The organism is Halospina sp. K52047b (genome assembly GCF_008709855.1).
Classification (GTDB): Bacteria; Pseudomonadota; Gammaproteobacteria; order Pseudomonadales; family Oleiphilaceae; genus Halospina; species Halospina utahensis_B.
The window spans coordinates 32794-55031 of the sequence record NZ_VYJH01000007.1 but is presented as its reverse complement, the minus strand read 5'-3'; the positions used below and the strand labels follow the sequence as shown (position 1 = coordinate 55031).

Genomic DNA, 22238 nt, shown 5'->3' with positions numbered 1-22238 from the left:
TTTTCCGCTCAGTGTAGTGGCGGTCCCGGAATGCCGTGTTGCCCTCTGGTTACCGACCGTAACCGACGAAGTCCGCCAGGTAATCAATGCCGGCGTCGGCCTGGCGGTACACCAGATACAGTGTCTTGTGGACCCCTTCCTCACCCAGGCGCCGGGTAGCGATGGGGTGGCTGTCGCGATAGCGTTCAGCCAGCCAGTCCGGCAGCGTACAGACCCCCCGGTTGGCCGCCACCAGCTGGAGCATGATCTCCATGGCCTCCACTTCCTGCTGGTGGAGCGGTTCCAGCCCGGCCGGTGAGAGGAAGTGAGTGAACACATCCAGCCGTTCCCGGGCCACCGGGAAGTGGATCAGTCGTGTCTGGCTGAGGCGCTCCGGCGTGACGGCACCGCCGCCGGCAAGGGCGTGTTCCTGCGCGGCCACGAGCATGAGCTCGTAGTCAAAGACCGGTGTGTGGCAGAGGTCACTGCTGAACACGGGATCGCTGGTGATGAGGATATCGATCCGGTGCTGGGTCAGGGCTTCGAGGCCGTTGAAGCGGAACTTCTGGATCACGTCCAGGTCCACGTCCGGCCAGCGCCGCAGGTAGGGCTGGACAACCGTCAGCAGCCATTCGTAGCAGGGATGGCATTCCATGCCGATCCGCAGGCGGCCGCGCCGCCCTTCACCGAAGGCGCGCAGGGTCGCATCCGCCTCCTGCAGACGCGGCAGCAGCTGCTGGCCCAGTTCCAGCAGGTAGCTGCCGGCCTGCGTCAGCTGCAGGCGTCGGCCCTGCTTGGACCACAGCCGGGCCCCGCTCTGCTCCTCCAGCTTATGCATGGAATGGGAGAGGGCCGACTGGGTCAGGCAGAGGTGACTGGCGGCTTCGCCAAGGGTGCCCTTTTCGTGCAGGGCCATGAGGATTTCAAGATGGTGCCGCTGAATCATGAGCATAACTCACGGATCGAATAGAAATAATCATTTTCCATCATCGATTGCCGTGAGTAAAGTGTAACCAGCATCAAGGCGCGGGTTCAGGGAAGAGCGGGTTTGCCCGTGTATTGTGATGCAGCCGGTTACCGGTCAGGCTCCTCGGCTGGCCGGCAGCCCCTTCCATGGGCAGGCGTCCGCCTGCCCATTCCTTTCCGATTCCGCTGTTGCTCAGAGCCAGTCGTTCAGGGAGACGCCCAGCCCGATGCGGTGGGTGCGTTCGTTGTAGTCGATGAGGGACTCACCGTAGCCGTTGTAGTACTGGATGTGGGCCTTGATGGACTCGCTTACCGGGAAGGACCAGTTGATCTCGACGGAGGTCCGGTTGTTTTCATCCCTCAGATTATTCATCAGCGAGATGCCGAGTGCGTGGGTTCCCGTGGGGTTGTAGACCGCGTTGAGCTCGCCATATCCGAGATACCGCTCAATGTCCGGGTTATCGTCTTCTGCCCTTGAGGGCTTGAGCCGGTACCAGGGCTCCAGGGCGATCGTCCAGTTGTCGGTTCTGTAGACCATGCCCGCCTTCACGCGGTTCCAGCTGCGCGAAAAAGGCTCTTCACGGCCATTCGATTCATGATTGAGACCGATGATGAGCGTTTCGAGTTCGCCCGGGCCAATCTCCCACCCCAGGTTATGGGTCATGAAGATTTCGGGTTCGAAGTTGATCTCGCGGAACGGCGAGGATTCCTCGGTGTTGTACAGCTGCCAGAACGCCAGCTGGGTGTAGCCGAACCACAGCCGGTTGGGGCCTTCAAACACACCGGTCAGCAGGGGCAGGCGGAAGCTGAGCTGGAACTTGACCTCCTCCTTTTCCACCTGCTCGCCATGGGGTTGCGGCGTATAGGTGGGGGTGGTGGGTATCTGGTTGGGCGATCCTGTCCGTGTGGCCGGCAGCAGGTAGTTGCGCCGGTGCGGCTGGAGGATGCTTGACTCGCCGAGCATGCGCTCCCGGGGGTGCGGTTCGGAGGTTGCCTCCGCCTCGCTGTCGGTGTCGTCATGAGGGTGTGCCGGGCTGGGGACCGTGTAGAGCCCGATCAGGAAGGTCATCAGCAGTGTCAGGTGGTGTAGTCGCTTCATGGTCGGAGTTTACGCCAGGCATGGGTCGCACACAAAAACGCCGGGCACTGGGCCCGGCGTCGGGTGCGGCGTGATGGTTTACAGGGCCCACTGGTCGTCATCAAGGGCCATAAGACTCTCCTTACCGTCCACGATGTCCGCAAGCAGGGCATCCTTCTCCGGAAGAAGCTTGTCGAAGAAGAAACGCGCTGAGACCTGTTTGGCCTCATTGAAGGCCTGGTTGCCCTCGCCACTGGCGATAGCCTGCCGGGCAGCCTCAGCCATGCGCACCCACATGAAGGCGATGACGGTAAGCCCCGTGAGTCGCAGGAAGGGCGTGGCCGCGGCACCAGCCTGCTCCGGGTCCTGCCGTGCGTTGGTGTTCAGCCAGTTGACGGCTTCTTCCAGAGTTGCCAGTGCGGCTTTCAGCTGGTCCCGGTGAGCGCAGTCGGGATGCTGTTTCAGGTAGTCGGTCATGTCTGTGAACAGGCTCTGCACCAGGCGGCCCTTGTGCAGGCTGAGCTTGCGTCCGACCAGGTCCATGGCCTGGATGCCATTGGTGCCTTCATAGATGCGCGCGATGCGACCGTCGCGCACGTACTGCTCAATGGGCCAGTCCTGGGTGAAGCCGGAACCGCCGAGGACCTGCAGGCCGGTGTTGGCGTTGGCGTAGCCCTCGTCCGTAAGGAAGGCTTTCACCACAGGGGTCATGATCTGGACGATGTCGTCCGCCGTCTGGCGGGTCTCCGCGTCCGGGTGGGCCTTGGAAAGGTCCAGCTGATGCCCGGCGTACAGGGCCATGGCGCGCATGCCTTCGTTAAGCACTTTCTGGCGCATCAGCATGCGGCGCACGTCCGGGTGGACAATGACCGGGTCTGCAGGGCCCTCCGGGTTTTTCGGGCCGGCCAGGGAGCGGCTCTGCAGGCGCTCCTTCGCGAACCCGAGGCTCACCTGGTAGGCGGATTCGGCCAGGCCAAGCCCCTGCATGCCTACCATCAGCCGGGCTTCGTTCATCATGGTGAACATCTGGCGCATGCCGTCATGGGGTTCACCCACCAGCCAGCCCCTGGCTTCGTCCATGTTCATGACACAGGTGGCAGAGCCCTTGATCCCCATTTTGTGCTCCAGACCACCACAGAAGATGCTGTTGCGGTCACCGGTTTCGGGGATGACCTTGGGCACCACGAACAGAGAGATGCCCTTGGTGCCCTTGGGCGCGTCTGGCAGCTTGGCCAGCACCAGGTGCACGATGTTGTCTGTCAGGTCGTGCTCACCGCCGGTGATCCAGATCTTGGTGCCGCTGACCCGATAGCTGCCGTCGGCATCCGGTTGGGCCTTGGTGCGGATCAGGCCCAGGTCGGTGCCGCACTGGGGTTCGGTCAGGCACATGGTGCCGGTCCATTCGCCGGAGATCAGTTTCTCCAGGTAGGTGTCCTTCAGTTCCCGGGAGCCGTGCTCGTGCAGGGTGCTGATGGCGCCGTGGGTCAGCCCCGGGTACATGCCCAGCGACAGGTTGGTGGCGCACACCATCTCATCGATAATGAACTTGAGGATGTGCGGCAGGCCCTGGCCGCCGTACTCGACTGGCGCGTCCAGCGAGGTCCAGCCGCCTTCTGAGAACTGGCGGTAGGCCTCCTGGAAACCAGAAGGCGTTGTGACGCTGGCATCGTCCGGATTGAACTGGCAGCCCTCACGGTCACCCGGCACATTGGTGGGTTCCATGATGTCCCGCATGAAACGCCCGCCTTCCTCAAGGATGGCGTTGATCAGATCCGGAGTGGCCTCGGCGTAGGGCTCAAGTTCGCACAGGCGATCGGCGCCGAGTACGTTGTAAAGGAGGAAGCGGTAATCGGTAACCGGTGCATCGTAGGCCATGAAACGCCTCGCTATGGTGAGGTGAATGGAGATTCAGGATGTAACAGTGATTACGGATGAGGCGGGCTGCTGGTTCAGGGTTACCAGGGAAGTTCCGAGCCATCCCAGCTCAGGAAGCGACCGCTGTCCTCGGGACCCAGCCCGTCCAAAACCGTCCACAGGTTGGCGGCGGTATCAGCGGGACTGTGCACCTTGAGGTGAGCCAGGGACTGTGGGAAGGGGGCGGTCAGGGCCGTTTCGGTGGTGCCGGGGTGAAGGGCCACCACGGTTGCGGGCCGCAGCCGGCGCTGTGTTTCGATAGCGAGATTGCGCACCGCCATATTGAGGGCGGCCTTGCTGCAGCGGTAGCCGTACCAGCCGCCATAGCTGTTATCGCCAATGGAGCCGACTTTGGCGGAAACCGCGGCGATCAGCTTGGCATCGCGGTGGCGCAGCCATGGGAGCAGCGCCTGTACGGTGTTGAGGAATCCCAGCGTATTGACCCGGTAGCTGTGCAGCATGGCCTCCGGGTCCACGTCCTCCAGCCGTTTTTCCGGAAACAGCCCTTCGCCATGGAGCACACCAACGGCATAGAGAATGCGGGTAACCCGGGCATCCCCGGGTAAATGGTCAGAAAGGGCAGCATCCAGGGTGCCCCTCTCGGCCACATCCGCATCCACCAGGCTGAGCCGCCCGGGAAAGGCCTCCGCCAGGGCGCAGGCCTCGTGGTTCCGGGAAGCGTTACGGCTCAGTCCGACCACATGGGTTTCGGGATTGCGCTGCAGCTCATGGGCCGCCAGCGCCAGGCCTATGCCACCACTGATTCCGGCAACCAGGGTATCCATCAGCCCCGGGGCTAGCGGATGAAGGGGTTGAGCAGCCGCGTCAACCGGCCGGTGAGCTTCACGGGGGCGTCCATCACCGAGAGGGTGATGCAGTCCTCACCGTGCAGTGCCACTGGCTGGTGGTCGTGGTGCTGATCAAGGATCACGAAGTCCCCTTTGCTGAATACACCATTGGCATCGGCAAAGGCACCGGTCAGCACCAGTGTGGCCTCGGAGCCGTGGTGGCTGTGGGAAGGGGCCCGTCCACCCGCGCACAGCTTCTGCAGGGTAACTCGCTCATCCCCGGGAAAGCGGTCGCTCAGGTCATAGACGCTGACATCGGCCAGCTGGCGCTTCCAGGGCAGCTCCTGCAGGTCACTGCCAAGCAGCCGTTCAAGCGGGGAATCATGGGCGGGCTTTTCCGTCTCCGCCTCACGGGGCGCCGGTTCGCTGTCAATCTGCGCAACAATATTGTCGAACAGATCGTCGGAGACACGGCTGGCCTGTTGGCTGTGGTCGAGCATGATCGCGCCCAGACTGTTCAGCATGTCCAGCTGGCCGCGGCAATGGGAGCACCGGTCGAGATGCATACGCATGCACAGGGCCATGGGCTCGGAGAGCGTTCCTGCACTGTACTCCATCAGAAGGACTTCATCGGGATGATGGGTACTCATAGATCCTGATCCTGAAGAATCACTTTCAGTTTGCCCAGTGCCAGACGGACACGGCTCTTGACGGTACCGAGTGGAATGTCGAGATCCTCAGCCACGGCCTGGTGCGACTTGTGTTCGAGATAGACCTGTTTGAGCACGGTCAGCTGTTCCTGTGGCAGATGTTCGAAGGAGTCACGGATACGCCGTTCGGCAATGATACGGTGAAGGGAGGGCACTGGATCCTTCTCATCGTCCCCGGGAATCTGCCAAAGGTCTTCCGTTTCGATGGCCATCTCGGCGCTGCCGCGCTGGATCTTGCGCAGCATATCGATGCGCTGGTTACGGGCAATGGTGAAGATCCAGGTGGAGGCAGCCGCTTTGCGCCAGTCATAGGTGCACGCCCGTCGCCAGATGGAGATCATGACCTCCTGGACGAGCTCTTCCGCCTGATGGGCGATGCCATTGGAAATGGCATAGTACTTGATCTGGGGACCGAAGTGCTCGAACAGCTCGTGGAAGGCCGCCCTGTCCTGATGACTGGCGACCCGCTCCAGAAGCTGGCTCCAGTGGTCCTTGCTGCGCTCGGCGCGCGAACTGTCCGGGGCTGTGGTCACGTTGCGACTCTTGGTTGCTGCCGTCTGGCTGCTTCTTATGAGTTCCATTGTAGGTGCCCGTTGCCATGTTGGGAAATCCAAACCTGGACAGAATTACGCGGGCGGTACGGGTACGGATCAGTGGTCGGTGAGGTAAGTGTAGCTCCCCAGCCCCTGGCGGATCTGTTCCAGAAGCCGCAGACGCTCCTCGTCCGCCAGTCCGGCGGTCTCGATCCGGGATTCCAGCTGGCGGAACAGGTTCTCCGGGTCATGGTTGACCTGGCGCAGCACGCTGGCCAGCGTCTCACCCTGGGCCAGGTGGGTGACCTGGGCGTTGCCCGCGGCATCCAGGCTGACATCAGCGGCGTCCGTGTCGCCGAACAGGTTGTGCATGTCCCCCAGGATCTCCTGGTAGGCGCCTGTCATGAAGAAGGCGAGCTGATCCACGTCCGTGGCATCGGGCAGGGGCAGGGTGGTCTCAATCCCGTCGCCATCCACGTAGTGGTCGATGCGGCCATCGGAGTCGCAGGTCATGTCCCTCAGCACCGCCCGTCGCGTGGTCGGCTGGTCCAGTCCCTGAAGCGGCAGGATGGGGAATATCTGGTCAATGCCCCAGATGTCCGGCAGTGACTGGAAGATCGAAAGATTCATGAACAGCCGTTCCGCGCACTGTTCGTTAAGCTCATCAAGCAGGTCGCGGTGCACGCGGTTGCCGGGGTTGAGGCGGGTGCGCAGCCGCATGGCCACCTGGCGCTGGAGCTGTTCCGCCTGGGCGCGCTGCTGCAGAGAGAGCAGTCCATGGGCGAATTCGGTCTGAACGTCCGCCATGGCCTGCGCCGCATCATGATGGATCTCGACGGCCGAGCGTTCGGGCCCGTCGCCGCTGAGCGCCTGATAATCCGCCCAGAGGCTGCGCAGTGGCGCCGGGGCGGTTTCGGGGACCGCTTCCGGGATGGCCGCCTCGGGCGCTTCCCGGTCAATGATGTTGGTCACCAGTACCGCGTGATGGGCGGTCATGGCGCGGCCGGATTCGGTGATCAGGTGCGGGTGGGGCAGGTTGTTATGGGTGCAGGACTCGTGGAAGGTCTGCACCACCTGGCGGGCGTATTCCTCCATGCTGTAGTTCATGGAGCAGGCACTGCGCGAACGGGTGCCCTCGTAGTCCACGCCCAGGCCGCCGCCCACGTCCACGGTATTCAGGGGCGCGCCCGCTTCGTGCAGGGTATGGTGAAAGCGTGCCGCCTCGCGCAGGCCGGTCTGGATGTCCCGGATGTTGGCGATCTGGGACCCCAGGTGGAAATGCAGCAGCTGCAGGCGATCCAGGGCATCGGCCTCACGCAGCTGCTCCACCACCGTCAGGACCTGTTGCGCGGAGAGCCCGAACTTGGACTTCTCGCCGCCGGTGTTCTGCCAGTTGCCCTCGCCAATGGTGGCCAGCCGCGCGCGAACCCCGATGAGAGGGCGGACACCCAGCCGGCGGGATTCGTCCAGGATCAGCGGCAGCTCCGAGGCTTTCTCCACCACGATGAAGACACGGTGGCCGAGGCGCTGCCCCATCAGGGCGAGGCGGATGGTCTCGCGGTCCTTGTAGCCGTTGCAGATGATGCGGGCATTGGGTGGGGCCAGAGCCAGCACCGCGAAGAGTTCCGGCTTGCTGCCGGCCTCCAGACCGATCTGGCCCTCTCCCGCGGCCGGTTCGCTGCGCAGGATCTCTTCCACCACGCGGCGCTGCTGGTTGACCTTGATGGGATAGACAGCGGTGTAGCCTCCCTCGTAGCCAAGGTTCCGGATGGGCTCATTGAAAGCACGGCACAGACGGTTCACACGGTGGCGGAGAATGTCGCTGAAGCGGATCAGCACTGGCAGGCGGGCACCCTCGCGCTGCACCTGTGCCACGACCTCGGCGAGCGACACCCCTGGGCTCCGGGTATCGGGGTTGATGCGCAGCTCACCTCCGGTGCCGACCGTGACGTAGCCCTCGCTCCAGCGATCGATGTTCCAGGTGCGGCCAGGGGTATCACTGTGCATGCGGGCTCCGGGCAGATGGCTTTCCGGGGATTGTAAGGCCGCGGGCGTTTATGGAACAGGCTTCTGTCCGTTGCCGGCGGGTCGTACAATGATCCCTTTACCCAGGCGCAGGAGAGAGCCATGAGCGGACTCGACGATAACTGGTTCACCGAGATCTACCCGGAGGAGTCCATTGCCTTCTCGCTCCGTATCAAGGGGAGGGTGCACGCGGAGCAGTCGCCCTACCAGAGCATCAGCATCTACGAGACCGAGACATTCGGGTACCTGATGGCGATTGATGGCTGCGTCATGCTCTCCACCCGGGACAACTTCCTTTACCACGAGATGATGGCCCATCCGGTGCTGTTCACTCACCGCAATCCCAGGCGGGTCGCCATCATTGGCGGTGGTGACTGCGGCACGCTCCGCGAGGTGCTGCGCCATGATGGTGTGGAAGAGGTCTGGCAGGCGGAAATCGATCAGCGTGTGACAGAGCTTTCCGAGCAGTGGTTCCCGGAGCTGTGCGAGGCGAATGAGGATCCGCGCGCGAATTTCTTCTTTGGCGACGGCATCAAGTGGATCCAGGACACGGATCCGGGCTATTTTGATGTCATCATCATCGACAGCACGGACCCGGTGGGCCCGGCGGAAGGGCTGTTCACGAAGGATTTCTACCGCGACTGCTACATGGCGCTGGGGGAGAACGGCCTGATGGTGCAGCAGACCGAGTCGCCGCTGATGGAGCGGCCGAAATCGATCATCCGCAAGGCGCATGAGGACATGAAAGCTGCGGGCTACCATCACAGCAAGACGCTGGTGTTCCCGCAGCCCGTCTACCCCACGGGCTGGTGGAGCTGCACCATTGCGGGCAAGGTGACGCCGCTCGAACACTTCCGGGAGGCGGATGCCGGGGCGCGCCCCTTCCCGACCCGCTACTACAGCGCGGACGTGCACCGGGGAGCCCTGGCGACACCGCCCTTCCTGCAGGACATCATCGGCGAGGATCATCCCGTCGGCGGCGAAGGGTGAAGCCTCGACTGAAACCGGGCGCAAACGCAAAGGAGTGCTCTGAATGACCCGACAACAGCAACGTGTCTATCTGCTGGCTCTGTGCCAGGCCCTGTTTCTGACCTGTGCGGTGGCCTCGGTGTCGGTCGCCGCGATTGTGGGCTCGGAACTGGCGCCCACCCCCTGGATGACCACACTGCCCTATGGCCTGCAGTTCGCGGTTGTGATCCTGTGCGCCTACCCGGTCTCAAGGCTCATGGGGGCTCTGGGGCGGCGGCCCGTCTTCCTGATGGGCGCCTGTTTCGCCATGGCGGCGGGTGTGACCGGCTATCTGGCCATCCGCGGTGGCTCCTTCACCGGGCTGATCCTCAGCCATGTGCTGCTGGGCATCTTCATTACCCACGCCAACTACTACCGGTTCGCCGCCACCGATGGGGTTGAAGCGGAGCTGAGAGGGCGGGCGGTGGCGCTGGTCACAGCGGGTGGCGTCCTGGCCGGCATCCTGGCGCCATTGCTCACGCTGGAAGCCGGGGCCCTGTTCGAAGGCCAGTCCTTCGCCCACAGTTACCTGATCTTCTCACTGGCTGGTGCGGTCACTTTCCTGGTCATGCTCACGGTGCCGGGGCTCAATGCCGGAGGGACAGCACCGGATGCAGGGAAGGCGGCGCCGGCGCCCGCCGTCCCACCCGCCATGGCCGGCTTCGGAGCTTTTCTGGCCATGTACTGCGCGGGTGCCGGCTATATGGTCATGAACCTGCTCATGGTCCAGTCCACGCTGGCCCTCAACAGCGGGCCGGGCAGCCACACGCTGGTGGGCGTGGCCATCCAGCTCCATGTGGTGGCCATGTTCCTGCCCTCGTTCTTCACCGGGCGGTTGCTGGAGAGACTGGGGCATGGCCGTGTTCTGACGTTCGGTTTTCTGCTGCTGGCGTTATCCGCCCTCATCGGGATGCCGGGCAGAGCGCCGGTATTCGTGGTTCCGTCACTCATTCTCCTTGGGGTCGCCTGGAACTTTCTCTACGTGGGTGGCAGCGCGTTCCTGACGCTGTGCCACTCACCGGAGCGGGCGCACCGTATCCAGGGCATCAACGATACGGTTGTCTCCGGCCTGGCCGCGGTGGGCGCACTGACAGCGGGTGCGCTCTATCACCTGCTGGGCTGGTCCGGGAGTCTGGTGCTTTCATTGCCGGTTGCCGGTGTGGGCCTGGCGATGCTGGTCTACTGGCAGCGGGCGGCCGCCGCTTCAGGGCTATGGACAGGGGAGGCCTCCGAATCATGAGACGACAGTCCGACGACACCGCATCCATAAGCTTCACTGGCCTCTATACCGGGGAGGTCTGGCGCCGCAACGACCTGGCGCCACAATGGCTTGGGTCCGGGGCGGGGCCCTGGCTGTACCGCGGGCTGGTACCCGTGGAATGGCTGAGTCGCACTCTGGGCGGCAGCAACCTGCGCACCATCCTGCTGCAGCGCCACCGCATCATGGACCACCTTCTGGAGCGCTGGATCCGGGAGGAGGGTGTTACCCAGGTGCTGGAGATTGCCAGCGGCCTGTCCCCCCGAGGCCACCGCTTCCGGCAGTGTTTCCCGGAGCTGACCTATGTGGAGACCGACATGCCGGGCATGGCCGAGCGCAAGCGCCGTGCCCTGGAGCAGGAGGGGGCTTTGAGCGAGGGGCATCAGGTCGTGCCGCTCAATGTCTTTCACCGGGAAGGGCCGGAATCCATGGAAAGCGTGGTTGAGCAGTGCTTCCGGCCCGGTGAGCCCATTGTGGTGATCACCGAGGGGCTGACCAGTTACTTCACGCTTGAGGATATGGTCCCGTTCTGGGAACGCATAGCCGCTCTTGGTGCGCGCCATCCAGGCAGTCGATATCTCATGGAGACCTATCTTGTGCCACGCAGTGGCGCGTTCAGTCGGGCCATCCGTATGGGGGCGAACGCGCTGGGGCGGCTCAGTGACAGTGATGTGACCTTCCATTTCGCGGATGCTGGCGAGGTGGAGCGGGTATTCCGGGGGGCTGGTTTTGCCGGCGTGCGGGTCCATGACCCGGCGGAATACCGGGAATACGTGGAGCTGCCATCCAATCGTGGCGATGCGGTGGTGCGCGTGGTGGCGGCCGGTACTGGCTGAACCATGAAAAAGGGCGCCCCGTGGGGGCGCCCCTGTCTTGCCTGCTTTGTTACGCGTTGTCCGGATCAGCTGGTGTGTTCGAACTCGGGGTAGGCTTCCATGCCGCACTCGGCAATGTCGAGGCCTTCGTACTCCTGCTCCTCGGTGACCCGGATGCCCATCACGGCCTTGAGGATGCCCCAGACAACCAGGCTGGCCACGAAGACCCAGATGAAGATGGTCAGGGCACCGATGATCTGGCCGCTGAAGCTCGCGCCGCCGTTGGTGATCGGCACCAGCAGCAGGCCCAGGAGACCCACAGTACCGTGGACGGAGATGGCGCCTACCGGATCGTCGATGCGCAGCTTGTCCAGTGTCACGATCGAGAAGACCACCAGGATACCGCCAAGGGCGCCGAAGAGCGTGGCAGTCAGCGGTGTCGGGGTGGAGGGCTCGGCGGTAATGGCAACCAGTCCGGCCAACGCCCCGTTGAGGAGCATGGTCAGGTCGGCCTTGCCGAACATCAGCCGGGAGACGATCAGTGCAGCCACGGCACCACCGGCAGCAGCGGTGTTGGTGTTGAGGAACACAATGGCTATGGAATTGGCGGACTCAACGCTGGCCGCTGCCAGCACGGAACCGCCGTTGAAGCCGAACCAGCCCATCCAGAGGATGAAGGTGCCCAGTGTGGCCAGCGGCAGGTTGGCGCCCGGAATCGCACGCACCTCACCATTGGGACCGTACTTGCCCTTACGCGGGCCCAGCAGCAGAACGCCGGCCAGGGCAGCGGCCGCGCCGGCCATGTGCACGATGCCGGAACCGGCAAAGTCACTGAAGCCGAGGTCAGCGAGGTTGTACATGCCGAATACGGCCGCACCGCCCCAGGTCCATGCACCTTCCATCGGGTAGATGAAGCCGGTCAGGACAACGGTGAAGGCGAAGAACGCCCAGAGCTTCATCCGTTCAGCCACGGCCCCGGAGACGATGGACATGGCGGTTGCCACGAACACGACCTGGAAGAAGAAATCCGAGGCCGGCGCGTAGGTCGAAACCGCTTCATAGGTGAAGCCTTCGGAGACACCGGGGTCCATGATGCCGGACAGGAAGGTGCCGCCGCCGTACATGATGGCGTAACCGCAGACCATGTACATGATGCAGGCGATGGAATAGAGACCAACGTTCTTGGTCAGGATCTCGGTGGTGTTCTTGGCCCGGACCAATCCGGACTCAAGCATGGTGAAGCCTGCCGCCATCCACATGACGAAGGCACCACAGATCAGGAAGTAGAAGGTATCGAGCGCAAACTGCAGTTCGTTAACTGTGTTTTCCATTGGAATAAGCCCTCCGCACAAGGCTTTTCAACTTCGGGAATGGTGTTCTGGCGTCTGGAGTGACCGGCCGTCAGACAGCTTCCTCGCCGGTCTCGCCGGTCCGGATCCGGATCGCCTGCTCCATCTCACTGACGAAGATCTTGCCGTCACCGATCTTGCCGGTATTGGCGGCCTTCGAGATGGACTCGATGACCTGGTCCAGCAGCTTTTCGCTGATGGCGATCTCGACTTTCACCTTGGGCAGGAAATCAACGACGTATTCCGCGCCGCGATAGAGTTCGGTGTGGCCTTTCTGCCGGCCGAAGCCTTTGACTTCCGTGACGGTGACACCCTGGACACCGATTTCGGACAGGGCTTCGCGCACGTCATCAAGCTTGAACGGCTTAATAATCGCTGTCACAAGTTTCATGGGTTTCTCCTTTCGTTGCCGGCCCAGCCGAACTGGGTATGGCGGCCTTAATCGGGGTGCGTACCAGGCCCGCAGCAGGTTGTGCGGACTCTGCGCAGGCCTTTGCACGCCCTGTGCCAACGCAGAAACGAACTGTAAAAACAGGAAGTTATCTGATGCCGCCGGGGTGCGGCCCGGCTGCATTGCCCCATTGTAGCGCATTCGCACCCGACGTGACCCAACATTGGGCGTCCGGCGGCCTGTGGGAGCGCCCTGGCCGCTGTGCTAGCATACCGCCATTAATGAACCGAGGAGTGGAGCCATGCCCCGTAGCCCCCAGGATCTTTTCAGCGAACTGCGTGGTCAACTGGACCAGTTCATGCCGGATATGGCCCGGGTGGCCCGGGACGACGTGGAGCAGCACGTGCGCATGGCGGTGACCTCGGTACTCGATCGACTGGATCTGGTAACGCGGGAAGAGTTCGATGCCCAGTCCGCCGTCCTTACCCGCACGCGGGAGAAGGTCGAGGCGCTTGAGAAGCGCGTTGCGGCGCTGGAAGAGCAACTGGGCCGCGACCAGCAGTAACCGCACAACACCACCAACAACAGGGATGTTGCCATGAGTTTTGCCGTGATCCACACACGGGCAAGGGTGGGCGTGGATGCCCCCGCCGTTACCGTTGAGACCCACCTTTCCGGCGGCCTGCCGTCACTGTCCATTGTAGGCATGCCCGAGGCGGGTGTGCGCGAGAGTAAGGACCGGGTGCGCAGTGCCCTGCTCAACAGCGGTTTCGATTTTCCCGCCCGCCGCATCACCATCAACCTGGCGCCCGCCGATCTGCCCAAGGAAGGCAGCCGCTTCGATCTACCCATCGCCCTGGGCATACTGGCCGCGTCCGGGCAGGTTGAGCCGGAGGCCGTGGCCGGGATGGAGTTCCTGGGAGAACTCGCGCTGGACGGCAGCCTGCGTCCATTGGAGGGCATACTGCCCGCCGTGATGGGCGCGCGCGGTATGGAGCGCACCATAATGGTGCCCGCAGGCAATGCCGACGAAGCAGCCCTTGCCAGCCAGGAGGATACCTTCGCCGCGGACCATCTGCTCGGCGTCTGTGCCCACCTCAAAGGCGAACAGCGGCTGACGGCCATTGCGCCCCGCGAGGCGGACGACCTGGGGCAGGGAGCAGTGCCGGATCTGGTGGACGTTCAGGGGCAGCACATTCCCAAACGAGCCCTGGAGATCGCCGCTGCCGGGGGCCACAACCTGCTGTTCCACGGTCCGCCCGGGACCGGCAAGAGCATGCTGGCGAGCCGCTTGCCAGGGCTGCTGCCACCGTTGGCGCGGGAGGTGGCGTTGGAGGTTGCCTCCGTGCACTCAGTGGCGGGCTCGTTCAGCCAGGCGCGGGGATGGCGCACGCCGCCCTACCGGGCACCCCACCATACCGCTTCGGCCGTGGCCCTGGTCGGGGGTGGCAGCAGCCCGCGCCCCGGCGAGATTTCGTTGGCGCACCGGGGTGTGCTCTTCCTGGACGAGCTGCCGGAGTTCGACCGCAAGGTGCTGGAAGTGCTGCGCGAGCCCATGGAATCCGGTGAGATTGTCATTTCCAGGGCGAATACCCGGGTGACCTTTCCGGCCCGGTTCCAGGTGGTGGCTGCCATGAACCCGTGCCCCTGTGGCTATGAAGGGCACCCGGATATCGCCTGCCGCTGCTCGGCGCAGCAGGTGCTGCGCTACCAGAGCCGCCTCTCAGGGCCCCTTATGGACCGCTTTGATATGCACGTGGGCGTGCCTGTTCAGGACGGGCGCACACTGCTCCGCCCGGAGAAGGGCGAGACCAGCAGTGCCGAGGTGCGTGACCGGGTCAGCCGGTTGCGCACCCTCCAGCACCAGCGTGGTGCACTGAACGCGGAGCTGGCGGGCGATGCCCTGCACCAGGCCTGTGCCCTCGACAGCGAGGGTGAAACGCTGCTGGAGCAGGCCATGGGGCGGCTGGGGCTGTCCGCTCGGGCGCTGCACCGGGTGTTGCGGGTGAGCCGCACCATTGCGGACCTGGCCGGTGCGGAACGGGTGGAAAAGGCGCATCTGGTGGAGGCTCTGGGTTACCGATTGCAGTCCGGCGCCGAATCCGGATAATCCGTGGCCCAAACCCCAGAGCCGGAGGCCCCATGACTGATTCCAGCGACGACCTGGCCCGCAGCAAGGAACGATCCGTGCGCAGTTTCGTGCTGCGCGCCGGGCGCATGACCCGTGGTCAGCAGAACGCCTGGGACCGGCTCTGGCCGCGCTATGGGCTCAGCCTGGCGGATGGCCCCATCGACCGGGAACGGGTGTTTGGCCGTCAGGCACCGCTGAACCTGGAAATTGGCTTCGGCATGGGCCAGTCGCTGGCCGAGATGGCCGAGGCGGCGCCGGAGCAGGATTTCATCGGCGTGGAGGTGCACAAACCGGGCTGCGGTGCACTGCTGATGGAGATGGAGGCGCGCGGTCTGGACAACATCCGCCTCTACCGGGCGGATGCCCTGGACGTGCTCAGCGAGGCGATTCCGGAGGCCAGCCTGGACCGGGCGCTGATCCTGTTCCCGGACCCCTGGCCCAAGAAGAAGCACCACAAGCGCCGCCTGATCCAACCGGATTTCGTTGGGACATTGCACCGCTACATCCGCCCAGGCGGCCTGCTGCACATCGCTACGGACTGGGAGCCCTACGCCGAGCACATTCTGGAAGTCATGAACGAGGCGCCGGGCTACCGGAACCTGTCAGAGGATGGCACCACGGTGCCGCGCCCGGCGGACCGGCCACTGACCAAGTTCGAGAAGCGGGGCGAGGCCCGTGGTCACGGTGTGGCCGATATGCTGTTCGAGCGTCAGTGACGCCAGTCTTCGGGCTGCACCGGCTGGCGCCGGGCGGCCCGGACCACCAGAAGACAGGCGCCACCCACCAGCAGCCCGGTGAACTTGACCAGGGTGGCGATGGCGGCCAGCTGTGGCCAGACTTCGGTTTCCGGCTGGTGGATGGCGGTGATCAGGAAGGCGTTCTCCGCCGCATCCCCCAGGGCACCGAGCACCAGCAGAACCTTCGCGAGGCGTCCGGCCTTGCGTTCCCGGATGCCCGGACGGTCGTACAGGAAGTGGTTGGCCAGGGCCACCAGGAAAACCGCATAGAGCCCGATGAACACGAAATCCACCCAGAGCGTGAGCTCCGGCAGGGGCGTGTGGTTGCGCTGCCACTGGCGGTGCAGCTGCTCGGCGCGTTCCGGCTCATCCGCCAGCTCATAGCTCATGACATGCTGGGGAATCTCGGGGGTTGCCAGGTACTGGTTGGTGAGCATCACCGCTACCAGTGCGGCACCGGTGAGCAGGGCCAGCCAGCGCAGCCTGTGCGACCAGGGTCGGGGTTCCACGCCGAAGAGTTTCATGGCACGAAGGCCTCCAGCACATCGTTCAGGAAGCGCTGGCCCTGGTCGGTCACGGCCAGGCGCTGTTCATCCGCCACCAGCAACCCGCGCCTGCGGAGTTGTTCGAGCTGATCATGGATGCGCTCCAAGGGTAGGCCGGTTCGCTCTGGGAAGGAATAGGTCGGCACACCGGCACTCAGCCGCAGGGTGTTCAGCAGGAACTCCAGCGGGCGATCCACGTGCTCCAGCTCCTGGCGGCCGGCGGTGCGGCTGCCGATGCGGTTGAGGTAGTCCTCGGGCCGGCGGGTCTTCCAGTAGCGTGTGATCTGGTCGGCCTCCGGGTCGGTCAGCTTGCCGTGGCCGCCGGCGCCGATGGCCAGATAGTCCCCGAAGCGCCAGTAGTTCAGGTTGTGCCTGCATTCCTCGCCAGGGCGCGACCAGGCCGAGACCTCATAGCGCTGCAGCCCGTGTTCGACCAGGCAGGCTTCGCCGGCCTCCTGAATGGTGGCCAGGGTGTCCTCGTCCGGCAGCGTGGGCGGCTGCGAGTGGAATACCGTGTTGGGCTCAATGGTGAGCTGGTACCAGGAGATGTGGCCGGTGTTGAAGGCCAGGGCGGTCTCCAGGTCTGCGACCGCCTGTTCCGGTGTCTGTTGCGGAAGGCCATGCATCAGGTCGATGTTGATGCGCTCGAAGCCCGCGGCCTGGGCCGCTGTTACCGCCCGCGAGGCATCGTCACCGCCGTGGATCCGGCCCAGGCGCTCCAGGTGATCCGGGTCGAAGCTCTGTACCCCGAGCGAGAGGCGGTTGATGCCTGCCCTGCGAAAGCCGGTGAAGCGCGCCTCCTCCACGGTGCCGGGGTTGGCCTCCAGCGTGATTTCGTCGAGCCGGGATAGATCCAGACGGCGTGCCAGCGCCTCGAAAAGGCGTTCGTAGAACCCTGGCGACATGAGTGAGGGCGTCCCGCCGCCGATGAAAATGGCCTCAATGGGGCGGGTTTCCGGTGTCGTCAGGTCCGCATCCAGGTCCGCCAGCAGGGCGTCCAGGTAGTCGTCCTCCGGGATCGTCTGCGGCGCCGTATGGGAGTTGAAGTCGCAGTACGGGCACTTGCGCACGCACCAGGGCGTATGCACGTAGAGCGTCAGCGGCGGGGCGGTGAAAGCCTCAGGCGACGCTGTCACCAAGGCGCTCCCTGAGCTCGGCCATGGCACGGCCGCGGTGACTGACCTGGGCCTTGCGCTGCGCTGGCAGTTCGGCGGCAGTGCAGCCTTCCTCGGGCACGAGGAACAGTGGGTCATAGCCGAAGCCACCACCCCCGGTCGTTTCACGGGCGATCCGGCCAGGCCACTGGCCGTGGCAGATCATGGGAATGGGGTCCTCGGCGGAACGCATCAGCACCAGTACACAGTGGAAGCGGGCGGTGCGTTCGGCGTCCGGCACGTTCGCCAGGGCATCCAGCAGTTTGCGGTTGTTGGCGTCATCGTCCGCCGGCTCGCCCGCATAGCGGGCGGAATAGACACCCGGAGCGCCCCCCAGGGCATCCACCGCCAGCCCGGAGTCATCCGCCAGTGCCGGCAGGCCACTGATGCGCGCGGCATGGCGGGCCTTGATCAGCGCGTTCTCCACGAAGGTGGTGGCGGTCTCCTCGGGCGAGTCCACGCCAAGGTCCTTCTGGGCGCTGACCTCAATGCCCCAGGGCTGGAGCAGCCGGTTGAACTCGGCGATCTTGCCGGCGTTGTTGCTGGCCAGCACCCAGTGCCGATCACTCGTCATCATAGAGCTCCCGGGAAAAACGCACCGGCAGGGTTGTGGAATCCCCGTAGGGGGCCGGTTCAAGCTCAAAAATCAGGAGCTCACCCTGGCGGTACTGGAACTGGGCGAGGTAATAGACGGCGTCACCCTCCTGCACGCGCCGGAAGGACAGTTCCTTGGTCTGGCGGGCCTCATTGGTGAAGGTGCCCTTGATCTGGGCCGTGATGGGTTTGGGGGCATCGTCCCCGGAGGTCTTATGGACTGCGACATTGAGAAGGCCAACGGAACGGCTGCGGGTCAGGTCATATTCCCGGGCGACCTTCTTTTCCAGGAAGGTCGAAGGGATGACGGAGTAGTGAACCCGGTAGTTGTCGAACTCGGTGATGCCCTGGTTCTCGTCGGGTAGCGCATTGGCGAGCGGGCTGGCAAGCAGCAGGGCAAGGGCCAGGAGACGTTTTACCATGGATGACCTCCGTCAGCGGGTGACGCGATAGACCGCGATCTGCCCCAGGAAGTTGGGCCAGAGCCGATTGTACCAGCGGGAACGGTGGGCGTTGTCCACCACTGTCCGATCCTTGATACGGATCCGGTGCTCCTGGCACAGCGCCTCAAAATCGCGCACCGTGCACAGGTGGATATTGGGCGTATTGTACCATGTGTGCGGCAGGGTGCTGGACATGGGCATGCGCCCGTTCCAGAGCTGGTGCAGCCGCAGGCGCCAGTAGCCGAAGTTGGGGAAGGTCACGATGCCTTCACGCCCGAGGCGCAGCATTTCCGTCAGGGCGCGATCGGGGCGGCGCACGGCCTGAAGGGCCTGGGTCATGATCACGGTGTCGAAGGTCTGGTCCCGGAAGCTGTGCAGCCGGTCCTCATCCAGGTCCTGTTCGATCACGTTCACACCCTTGCGCACGCATTCCTCGATGTAGTCCGGGTTGATCTCCAGCCCGTAACCGACAACGCTCTTCTCGCGCTGGAGGTAGTCCATCAGGGTGCCGTCACCACAGCCCAGGTCGAGCACGCGGGAGCCGGGGGCCACCCAGGGTTCGATCAGCTTGAGATCAGCCCGCATCGCCGTGCTCCTTTGCTACCCGGTTCATGTAGGCCCGGAACAGGCTCTCGTAGCGCTCATTCGGCACCAGGAAGGCATCATGGCCCCAGTCGGAATCGATCTCCGCGTAGCTCACGTCGCGCCGGGCATCGACCATGGCGTTGACCAGCTTCTGGGAGTGCTCCGGGGCAAAGCGCCAGTCCGAGCTGAACGACAGCACCAGGAAGCGGCAGCGGGCCTCGGCCATGGCGCGGGTCAGGTCATTACCGAACTCCCGCGCCGGGTCGAAATAGTCCAGGGCGCGCGTCATCAGCAGATAGGTGTTGGCATCAAAGGACTCGGAGAAGCGCACCCCCTGGTACTGCAGGTAGCTCTCCACCTGGAATTCGACATCGAAGCCGAAGTGATAGGCGTGGTCGCGCAGCTCCCGGCCGAATTTCTCGCCCATGGAGACGTCCGACAGGTAGGTGATGTGCCCGACCATACGCGCGAGCATCAGCCCGCGCTGGGGAATGGCGTTGTTCTCCAGGTACCGCCCCTCGTGGAATTCCGGGTCCGAGGTGATGGCGCGTCTGGCCACCTCGTTGAAGGCGATGTTCTGGGCGGTCAGCCTCGGGGTGGCGGCGATCACCACGGCATGGCGGATCCGCTCCGGGTAGTGGATGGCCCAGTCGAGTGCCTGCATGCCCCCGAGGGACCCGCCGATAACCGCGGCCCACTGGTCAATGCCGAGGCGGTCGGCCAGCCGGGCCTGGCTCTTGACCCAGTCACGGACCGTGATCACCGGGAAATCAGGCCCGTAAGGACGGCCTGTATCGGGGTTTTCGGACGCCGGGCCGGTGCTGCCGTGGCAGCCCCCGAGGTTGTTGGGGCACACCACAAAGAACTTGTTGGTGTCGATGGGCTTGCCGGGGCCGATGCAGGCATCCCACCAGCCGGGCTTGCGGTCCTCACGGGAATGATAGCCGGCGGCGTGATGATGGCCGCTCAGTGCGTGACAGATGAGCACCGCGTTACTGGCATCCGCGTTCAGGGTGCCATAGGTCTCAAACACCAGATTGAATTCCGGCAGGGTATGGCCGGACTCCAGCCGGATGGGCTCCGGGAAGTGCAGGCTCTGTGGTTCGACAATGCCCACCGAGTCGGCGGCCTGGGATTCAGCAGCCATGAATGCGAAAAGGATCCTTCGGTGATGGACGGTTCCGGTCAGGCCGGGCAGTGTATCGAGGGGCCAGCCCTAAGGCAACTGTGCGCCGGGCGGTGGGGCAATCCCTTCCTCCAGTTTGCGCGCCACCCGCAGCTGCTGGTCCAGGGTCTCGCGCTGCTGTCGCAGCTTGTCCGCTTCGGCCTTCAGTTCCTTCTCGTCGTCCACGATATGGCGCAGCCGCTGGAACTGGGTCTCAAGGCGCTGTTTCTGCTGCTGGGTGTGCTGCAGCAGGGGCATCAGGGCTTCGCCCGGCCAGCGGTCAATGTCCTGCATGGTGCGGTGGATGATCTGGCGGGCCTCACTGACAATGGTGGTCAGGAACTGCTGGATCAGCCGGCTTTGCTGCATCAGCAGCGAGCGTGGGTCCCTGCGGAAGCGATCCGCGCGGCTGCGCAGGTCGCGCAGGGCAATCAGGTGCCTGCCCAGGCGCAGCGGCACCGGCTCCAGCGTGCGGTCATCGTCGCCGCTGGTATGGCGGCGGTAGATGGATCCCACCATCTTCTCCGCCCGGCGGCCTTCCGCCATCAGGTTGTTGAAGTCGTTCTCCAGCACCTCGAAAAGGGCATTCATGGCACTGGCCAGCCCCGGGGTGGTCCAGCTGCCTTCCAGGCGCTGGCGGGTGCGCTCAGCGTGCTGCTCAAAACGCTCGGGGTTGAGAATGCGCCGCAGCATATCGCCCTGGGAGGCCATGAGGCGCCGGCTGGATTTCAGGGTGATCAGCCGACGGTTGAAGAAGTCATAGTCGTGCCGGGTCTTCTCCGCCAGCTCTGCGATTTCCTGGCGGTCGGTGCCCTGGGCCTGCAGGAGTTCAAATTCCGCATCCAGTGATGCCTTCTGGTTCTCCAGCTCCGCCTGGTTGTCGCGGATCATGGAGCGCAGATCAGAGACCAGCTCGCTGCTGATCAGCTGTTCCCGGCGCCCGAGGATGCGTTCACTGACCAGCTCCTCCAGTTGTGCCACGCCGCTTTTGCGGCGCAGCCCGTCGTCATCGCGGATGCGAGCCAGCAGACCCTGTTTGGCGGAGACAGGCAGCACATCCTCCATGCCGAGGCCGAGCTGGCGGGCGGTGGTCTCGCGTACCCGTTCGATGGCGTTGCCGGTATGGTCACTGCCGGACGGGTCATCCCACAGCACATCGATCTTGTTGAGGATCGCGAAACGCCCGGCGCGGTGATCCGCATCCCGGGTGTCGATGTGTTCATTCCATATGGTCATGTCGCTGGCCGTAACGCCGGCATCCGCCGCCAACAGGAAGACTACCGCCTGGGCCGAGGGCAGCATGGAGACGGTCAGCTCCGGTTCCGAACCCAGCGCATTGAGGCCCGGGGTGTCCAGGATCCGCAGGCCGCGCTCAAGGATCGGATGCTGGAGGCTGATCAGGGCATGGCGCCAGGCGGGAATGAGCACCTGCGCGGGGTCGTCCGGAGAGGCATCAAGCATGGCATCGTTGAAGCCCAGATCCGCCGCCTCGGCGCGCGGGACAGTGCGTGTCTCTGCAACCCGGGCCAGTGTGGCCGCCATGGTCTCCGTGTCGGCCGGGTCAAGTGTCACAGTCTCCCAGGCACCCGACTCGTGACGCAGCTGCTGCAGGGACATGGCGCCGTTCCGGGTCTCGATGGGCAGCAGCATCAGGTAACTGGTGCGGGCGTGCCGGTCGTAGAACAGCTCCGTGGGGCACATGGTGGTGCGTCCGGCCTCAGATGGCAGCAGCCGCTGACCGTGACCAGCGAAGAAAAGGGCATTGATCAGCTCGGTCTTGCCCCGGGAATATTCGCCCACAAAGGCGATGGTCAGTTCGTCCTCCACCAGGAGGCGGATGCTGCGCTGGAGGTGGCGTTCAATATCCCCTTCAAGCAGCTCGTTGAACTGGAGCCAGCGCCGGTAACGTGTGATGTTCCGGACCAGTTCCTTTTTCCAGCTGTGGTAGGCCTCAACCTGATCCGTGAGGGTAACTGCATCTGCCATCATAGGCCCCTGAGCTTCCGGAATCCGTTTGACGGGATTTTGCGGAAGTATAGAACGTCCCTGAACAAGGGGCATGTAATGCCC

Annotated in this window: 22 protein-coding genes; 6 read left to right on the top strand and 16 right to left on the bottom strand. The window is 64.2% G+C overall.

Features of this window, described 5'->3' with window-relative positions:
* Nucleotides 1-49 precede the first annotated feature (49 nt).
* The 7 genes from F3089_RS10070 to speA all read right to left on the bottom strand — a co-directional run bounded on the left by F3089_RS10070 (nucleotide 50) and on the right by speA (nucleotide 7975).
* Nucleotides 50-925, bottom strand: coding sequence for a LysR family transcriptional regulator (locus tag F3089_RS10070; protein WP_151440683.1), 876 nt, complete (start codon nucleotides 923-925; stop codon nucleotides 50-52).
* 213 nt (nucleotides 926-1138) lie between these two features.
* Nucleotides 1139-2044: a phospholipase A gene (locus tag F3089_RS10065; RefSeq protein WP_151440682.1), complete on the bottom strand. Its 906-nt coding sequence runs from the start codon at nucleotides 2042-2044 to the stop codon at nucleotides 1139-1141.
* Nucleotides 2045-2122: 78 nt separating this feature from the next.
* Entirely contained in the window at nucleotides 2123-3898 is a 1776-nt protein-coding gene (locus F3089_RS10060; protein ID WP_151440681.1) for an acyl-CoA dehydrogenase C-terminal domain-containing protein, read from the bottom strand.
* Nucleotides 3899-3978: 80 nt separating this feature from the next.
* Nucleotides 3979-4722, bottom strand: coding sequence for an SDR family NAD(P)-dependent oxidoreductase (locus F3089_RS10055; RefSeq protein ID WP_192497333.1), 744 nt, complete (start codon nucleotides 4720-4722; stop codon nucleotides 3979-3981).
* Between the two features lie 11 nt (nucleotides 4723-4733).
* Nucleotides 4734-5375 carry a ChrR family anti-sigma-E factor gene (locus F3089_RS10050; RefSeq protein ID WP_151440679.1) on the bottom strand — a complete coding sequence of 214 codons (642 nt, stop codon included), beginning with the start codon at nucleotides 5373-5375 and terminating at the stop codon, nucleotides 4734-4736.
* Entirely contained in the window at nucleotides 5372-6016 is a 645-nt protein-coding gene (locus F3089_RS10045; protein WP_151440678.1) for a sigma-70 family RNA polymerase sigma factor, read from the bottom strand. The genes F3089_RS10050 and F3089_RS10045 overlap by 4 nt, the downstream gene beginning before the upstream one ends.
* Nucleotides 6017-6085: 69 nt before the next feature.
* Nucleotides 6086-7975: a biosynthetic arginine decarboxylase gene (gene speA, locus F3089_RS10040; RefSeq protein ID WP_151440677.1), complete on the bottom strand. Its 1890-nt coding sequence runs from the start codon at nucleotides 7973-7975 to the stop codon at nucleotides 6086-6088.
* A gap of 120 nt (nucleotides 7976-8095) precedes the next feature.
* Here speA and speE point away from each other — a divergent pair, with 120 nt between their 5' ends.
* From speE to F3089_RS10025, 3 genes are read left to right on the top strand one after another with little or no spacing between them, the layout of a single operon-like run.
* On the top strand, nucleotides 8096-8983 hold the full coding sequence (gene speE, locus F3089_RS10035; protein WP_151440676.1) for a polyamine aminopropyltransferase: 888 nt from the start codon (nucleotides 8096-8098) through the stop codon (nucleotides 8981-8983).
* A 43-nt stretch (nucleotides 8984-9026) separates the two neighbouring features.
* Entirely contained in the window at nucleotides 9027-10241 is a 1215-nt protein-coding gene (locus tag F3089_RS10030) for an MFS transporter (RefSeq protein ID WP_151440675.1), read from the top strand.
* Nucleotides 10238-11095, top strand: a complete 858-nt coding sequence (locus F3089_RS10025; protein ID WP_192497332.1) for a class I SAM-dependent methyltransferase — start codon at nucleotides 10238-10240, stop codon at nucleotides 11093-11095. Before F3089_RS10030 ends, F3089_RS10025 begins: the two co-directional genes overlap by 4 nt.
* Nucleotides 11096-11160: 65 nt before the next feature.
* On the opposite strand, the gene F3089_RS10020 is transcribed toward F3089_RS10025, so the two are convergent.
* Together F3089_RS10020 and glnK are read right to left on the bottom strand one after the other, a co-directional pair.
* A complete protein-coding gene (locus F3089_RS10020) occupies nucleotides 11161-12405 on the bottom strand; it encodes an ammonium transporter AmtB (RefSeq protein ID WP_151440673.1) in 1245 nt (414 codons plus the stop codon).
* A 70-nt stretch (nucleotides 12406-12475) separates the two neighbouring features.
* Nucleotides 12476-12814, bottom strand: a complete 339-nt coding sequence (glnK, locus tag F3089_RS10015; RefSeq protein WP_095616411.1) for a P-II family nitrogen regulator — start codon at nucleotides 12812-12814, stop codon at nucleotides 12476-12478.
* A gap of 301 nt (nucleotides 12815-13115) precedes the next feature.
* Here glnK and F3089_RS10010 point away from each other — a divergent pair, with 301 nt between their 5' ends.
* From F3089_RS10010 to trmB, 3 genes are read left to right on the top strand one after another with little or no spacing between them, the layout of a single operon-like run.
* The gene (locus F3089_RS10010; protein ID WP_151440672.1) at nucleotides 13116-13379 is read left to right on the top strand and encodes an accessory factor UbiK family protein; all 264 of its coding nucleotides are present in this window, start codon (nucleotides 13116-13118) and stop codon (nucleotides 13377-13379) included.
* A gap of 33 nt (nucleotides 13380-13412) precedes the next feature.
* A complete protein-coding gene (locus F3089_RS10005) occupies nucleotides 13413-14924 on the top strand; it encodes a YifB family Mg chelatase-like AAA ATPase (RefSeq protein WP_151440671.1) in 1512 nt (503 codons plus the stop codon).
* A gap of 32 nt (nucleotides 14925-14956) precedes the next feature.
* A complete protein-coding gene (gene trmB, locus F3089_RS10000; RefSeq protein WP_151440670.1) occupies nucleotides 14957-15661 on the top strand; it encodes a tRNA (guanosine(46)-N7)-methyltransferase TrmB in 705 nt (234 codons plus the stop codon).
* Here the strand turns inward: trmB and F3089_RS09995 are convergent.
* The 7 genes from F3089_RS09995 to F3089_RS09965 all read right to left on the bottom strand — a co-directional run bounded on the left by F3089_RS09995 (nucleotide 15655) and on the right by F3089_RS09965 (nucleotide 22157).
* Complete coding sequence (locus F3089_RS09995; RefSeq protein ID WP_151440669.1) at nucleotides 15655-16206, bottom strand: hypothetical protein; 552 nt, start codon at nucleotides 16204-16206, stop codon at nucleotides 15655-15657. The two genes, trmB and F3089_RS09995, sit on opposite strands and share 7 nt — an antisense overlap.
* A complete protein-coding gene (gene hemW, locus F3089_RS09990; RefSeq protein ID WP_225741731.1) occupies nucleotides 16203-17363 on the bottom strand; it encodes a radical SAM family heme chaperone HemW in 1161 nt (386 codons plus the stop codon). The genes F3089_RS09995 and hemW overlap by 4 nt, the downstream gene beginning before the upstream one ends.
* A complete protein-coding gene (gene rdgB / locus F3089_RS09985) occupies nucleotides 17347-17958 on the bottom strand; it encodes an RdgB/HAM1 family non-canonical purine NTP pyrophosphatase (RefSeq protein WP_225741730.1) in 612 nt (203 codons plus the stop codon). The genes hemW and rdgB overlap by 17 nt, the downstream gene beginning before the upstream one ends.
* Nucleotides 17945-18397, bottom strand: a complete 453-nt coding sequence (locus F3089_RS09980) for a DUF4426 domain-containing protein (RefSeq protein WP_151440668.1) — start codon at nucleotides 18395-18397, stop codon at nucleotides 17945-17947. Before F3089_RS09980 ends, rdgB begins: the two co-directional genes overlap by 14 nt.
* 12 nt (nucleotides 18398-18409) lie before the next feature.
* Nucleotides 18410-19003, bottom strand: coding sequence for a methionine biosynthesis protein MetW (gene metW / locus F3089_RS09975; RefSeq protein WP_095616419.1), 594 nt, complete (start codon nucleotides 19001-19003; stop codon nucleotides 18410-18412).
* Entirely contained in the window at nucleotides 18993-20150 is a 1158-nt protein-coding gene (metX, locus tag F3089_RS09970; protein WP_095616420.1) for a homoserine O-succinyltransferase MetX, read from the bottom strand. Before metX ends, metW begins: the two co-directional genes overlap by 11 nt.
* 69 nt (nucleotides 20151-20219) lie before the next feature.
* Nucleotides 20220-22157 carry a dynamin family protein gene (locus F3089_RS09965; RefSeq protein ID WP_192497331.1) on the bottom strand — a complete coding sequence of 646 codons (1938 nt, stop codon included), beginning with the start codon at nucleotides 22155-22157 and terminating at the stop codon, nucleotides 20220-20222.
* Nucleotides 22158-22238: the final 81 nt, after the last annotated feature.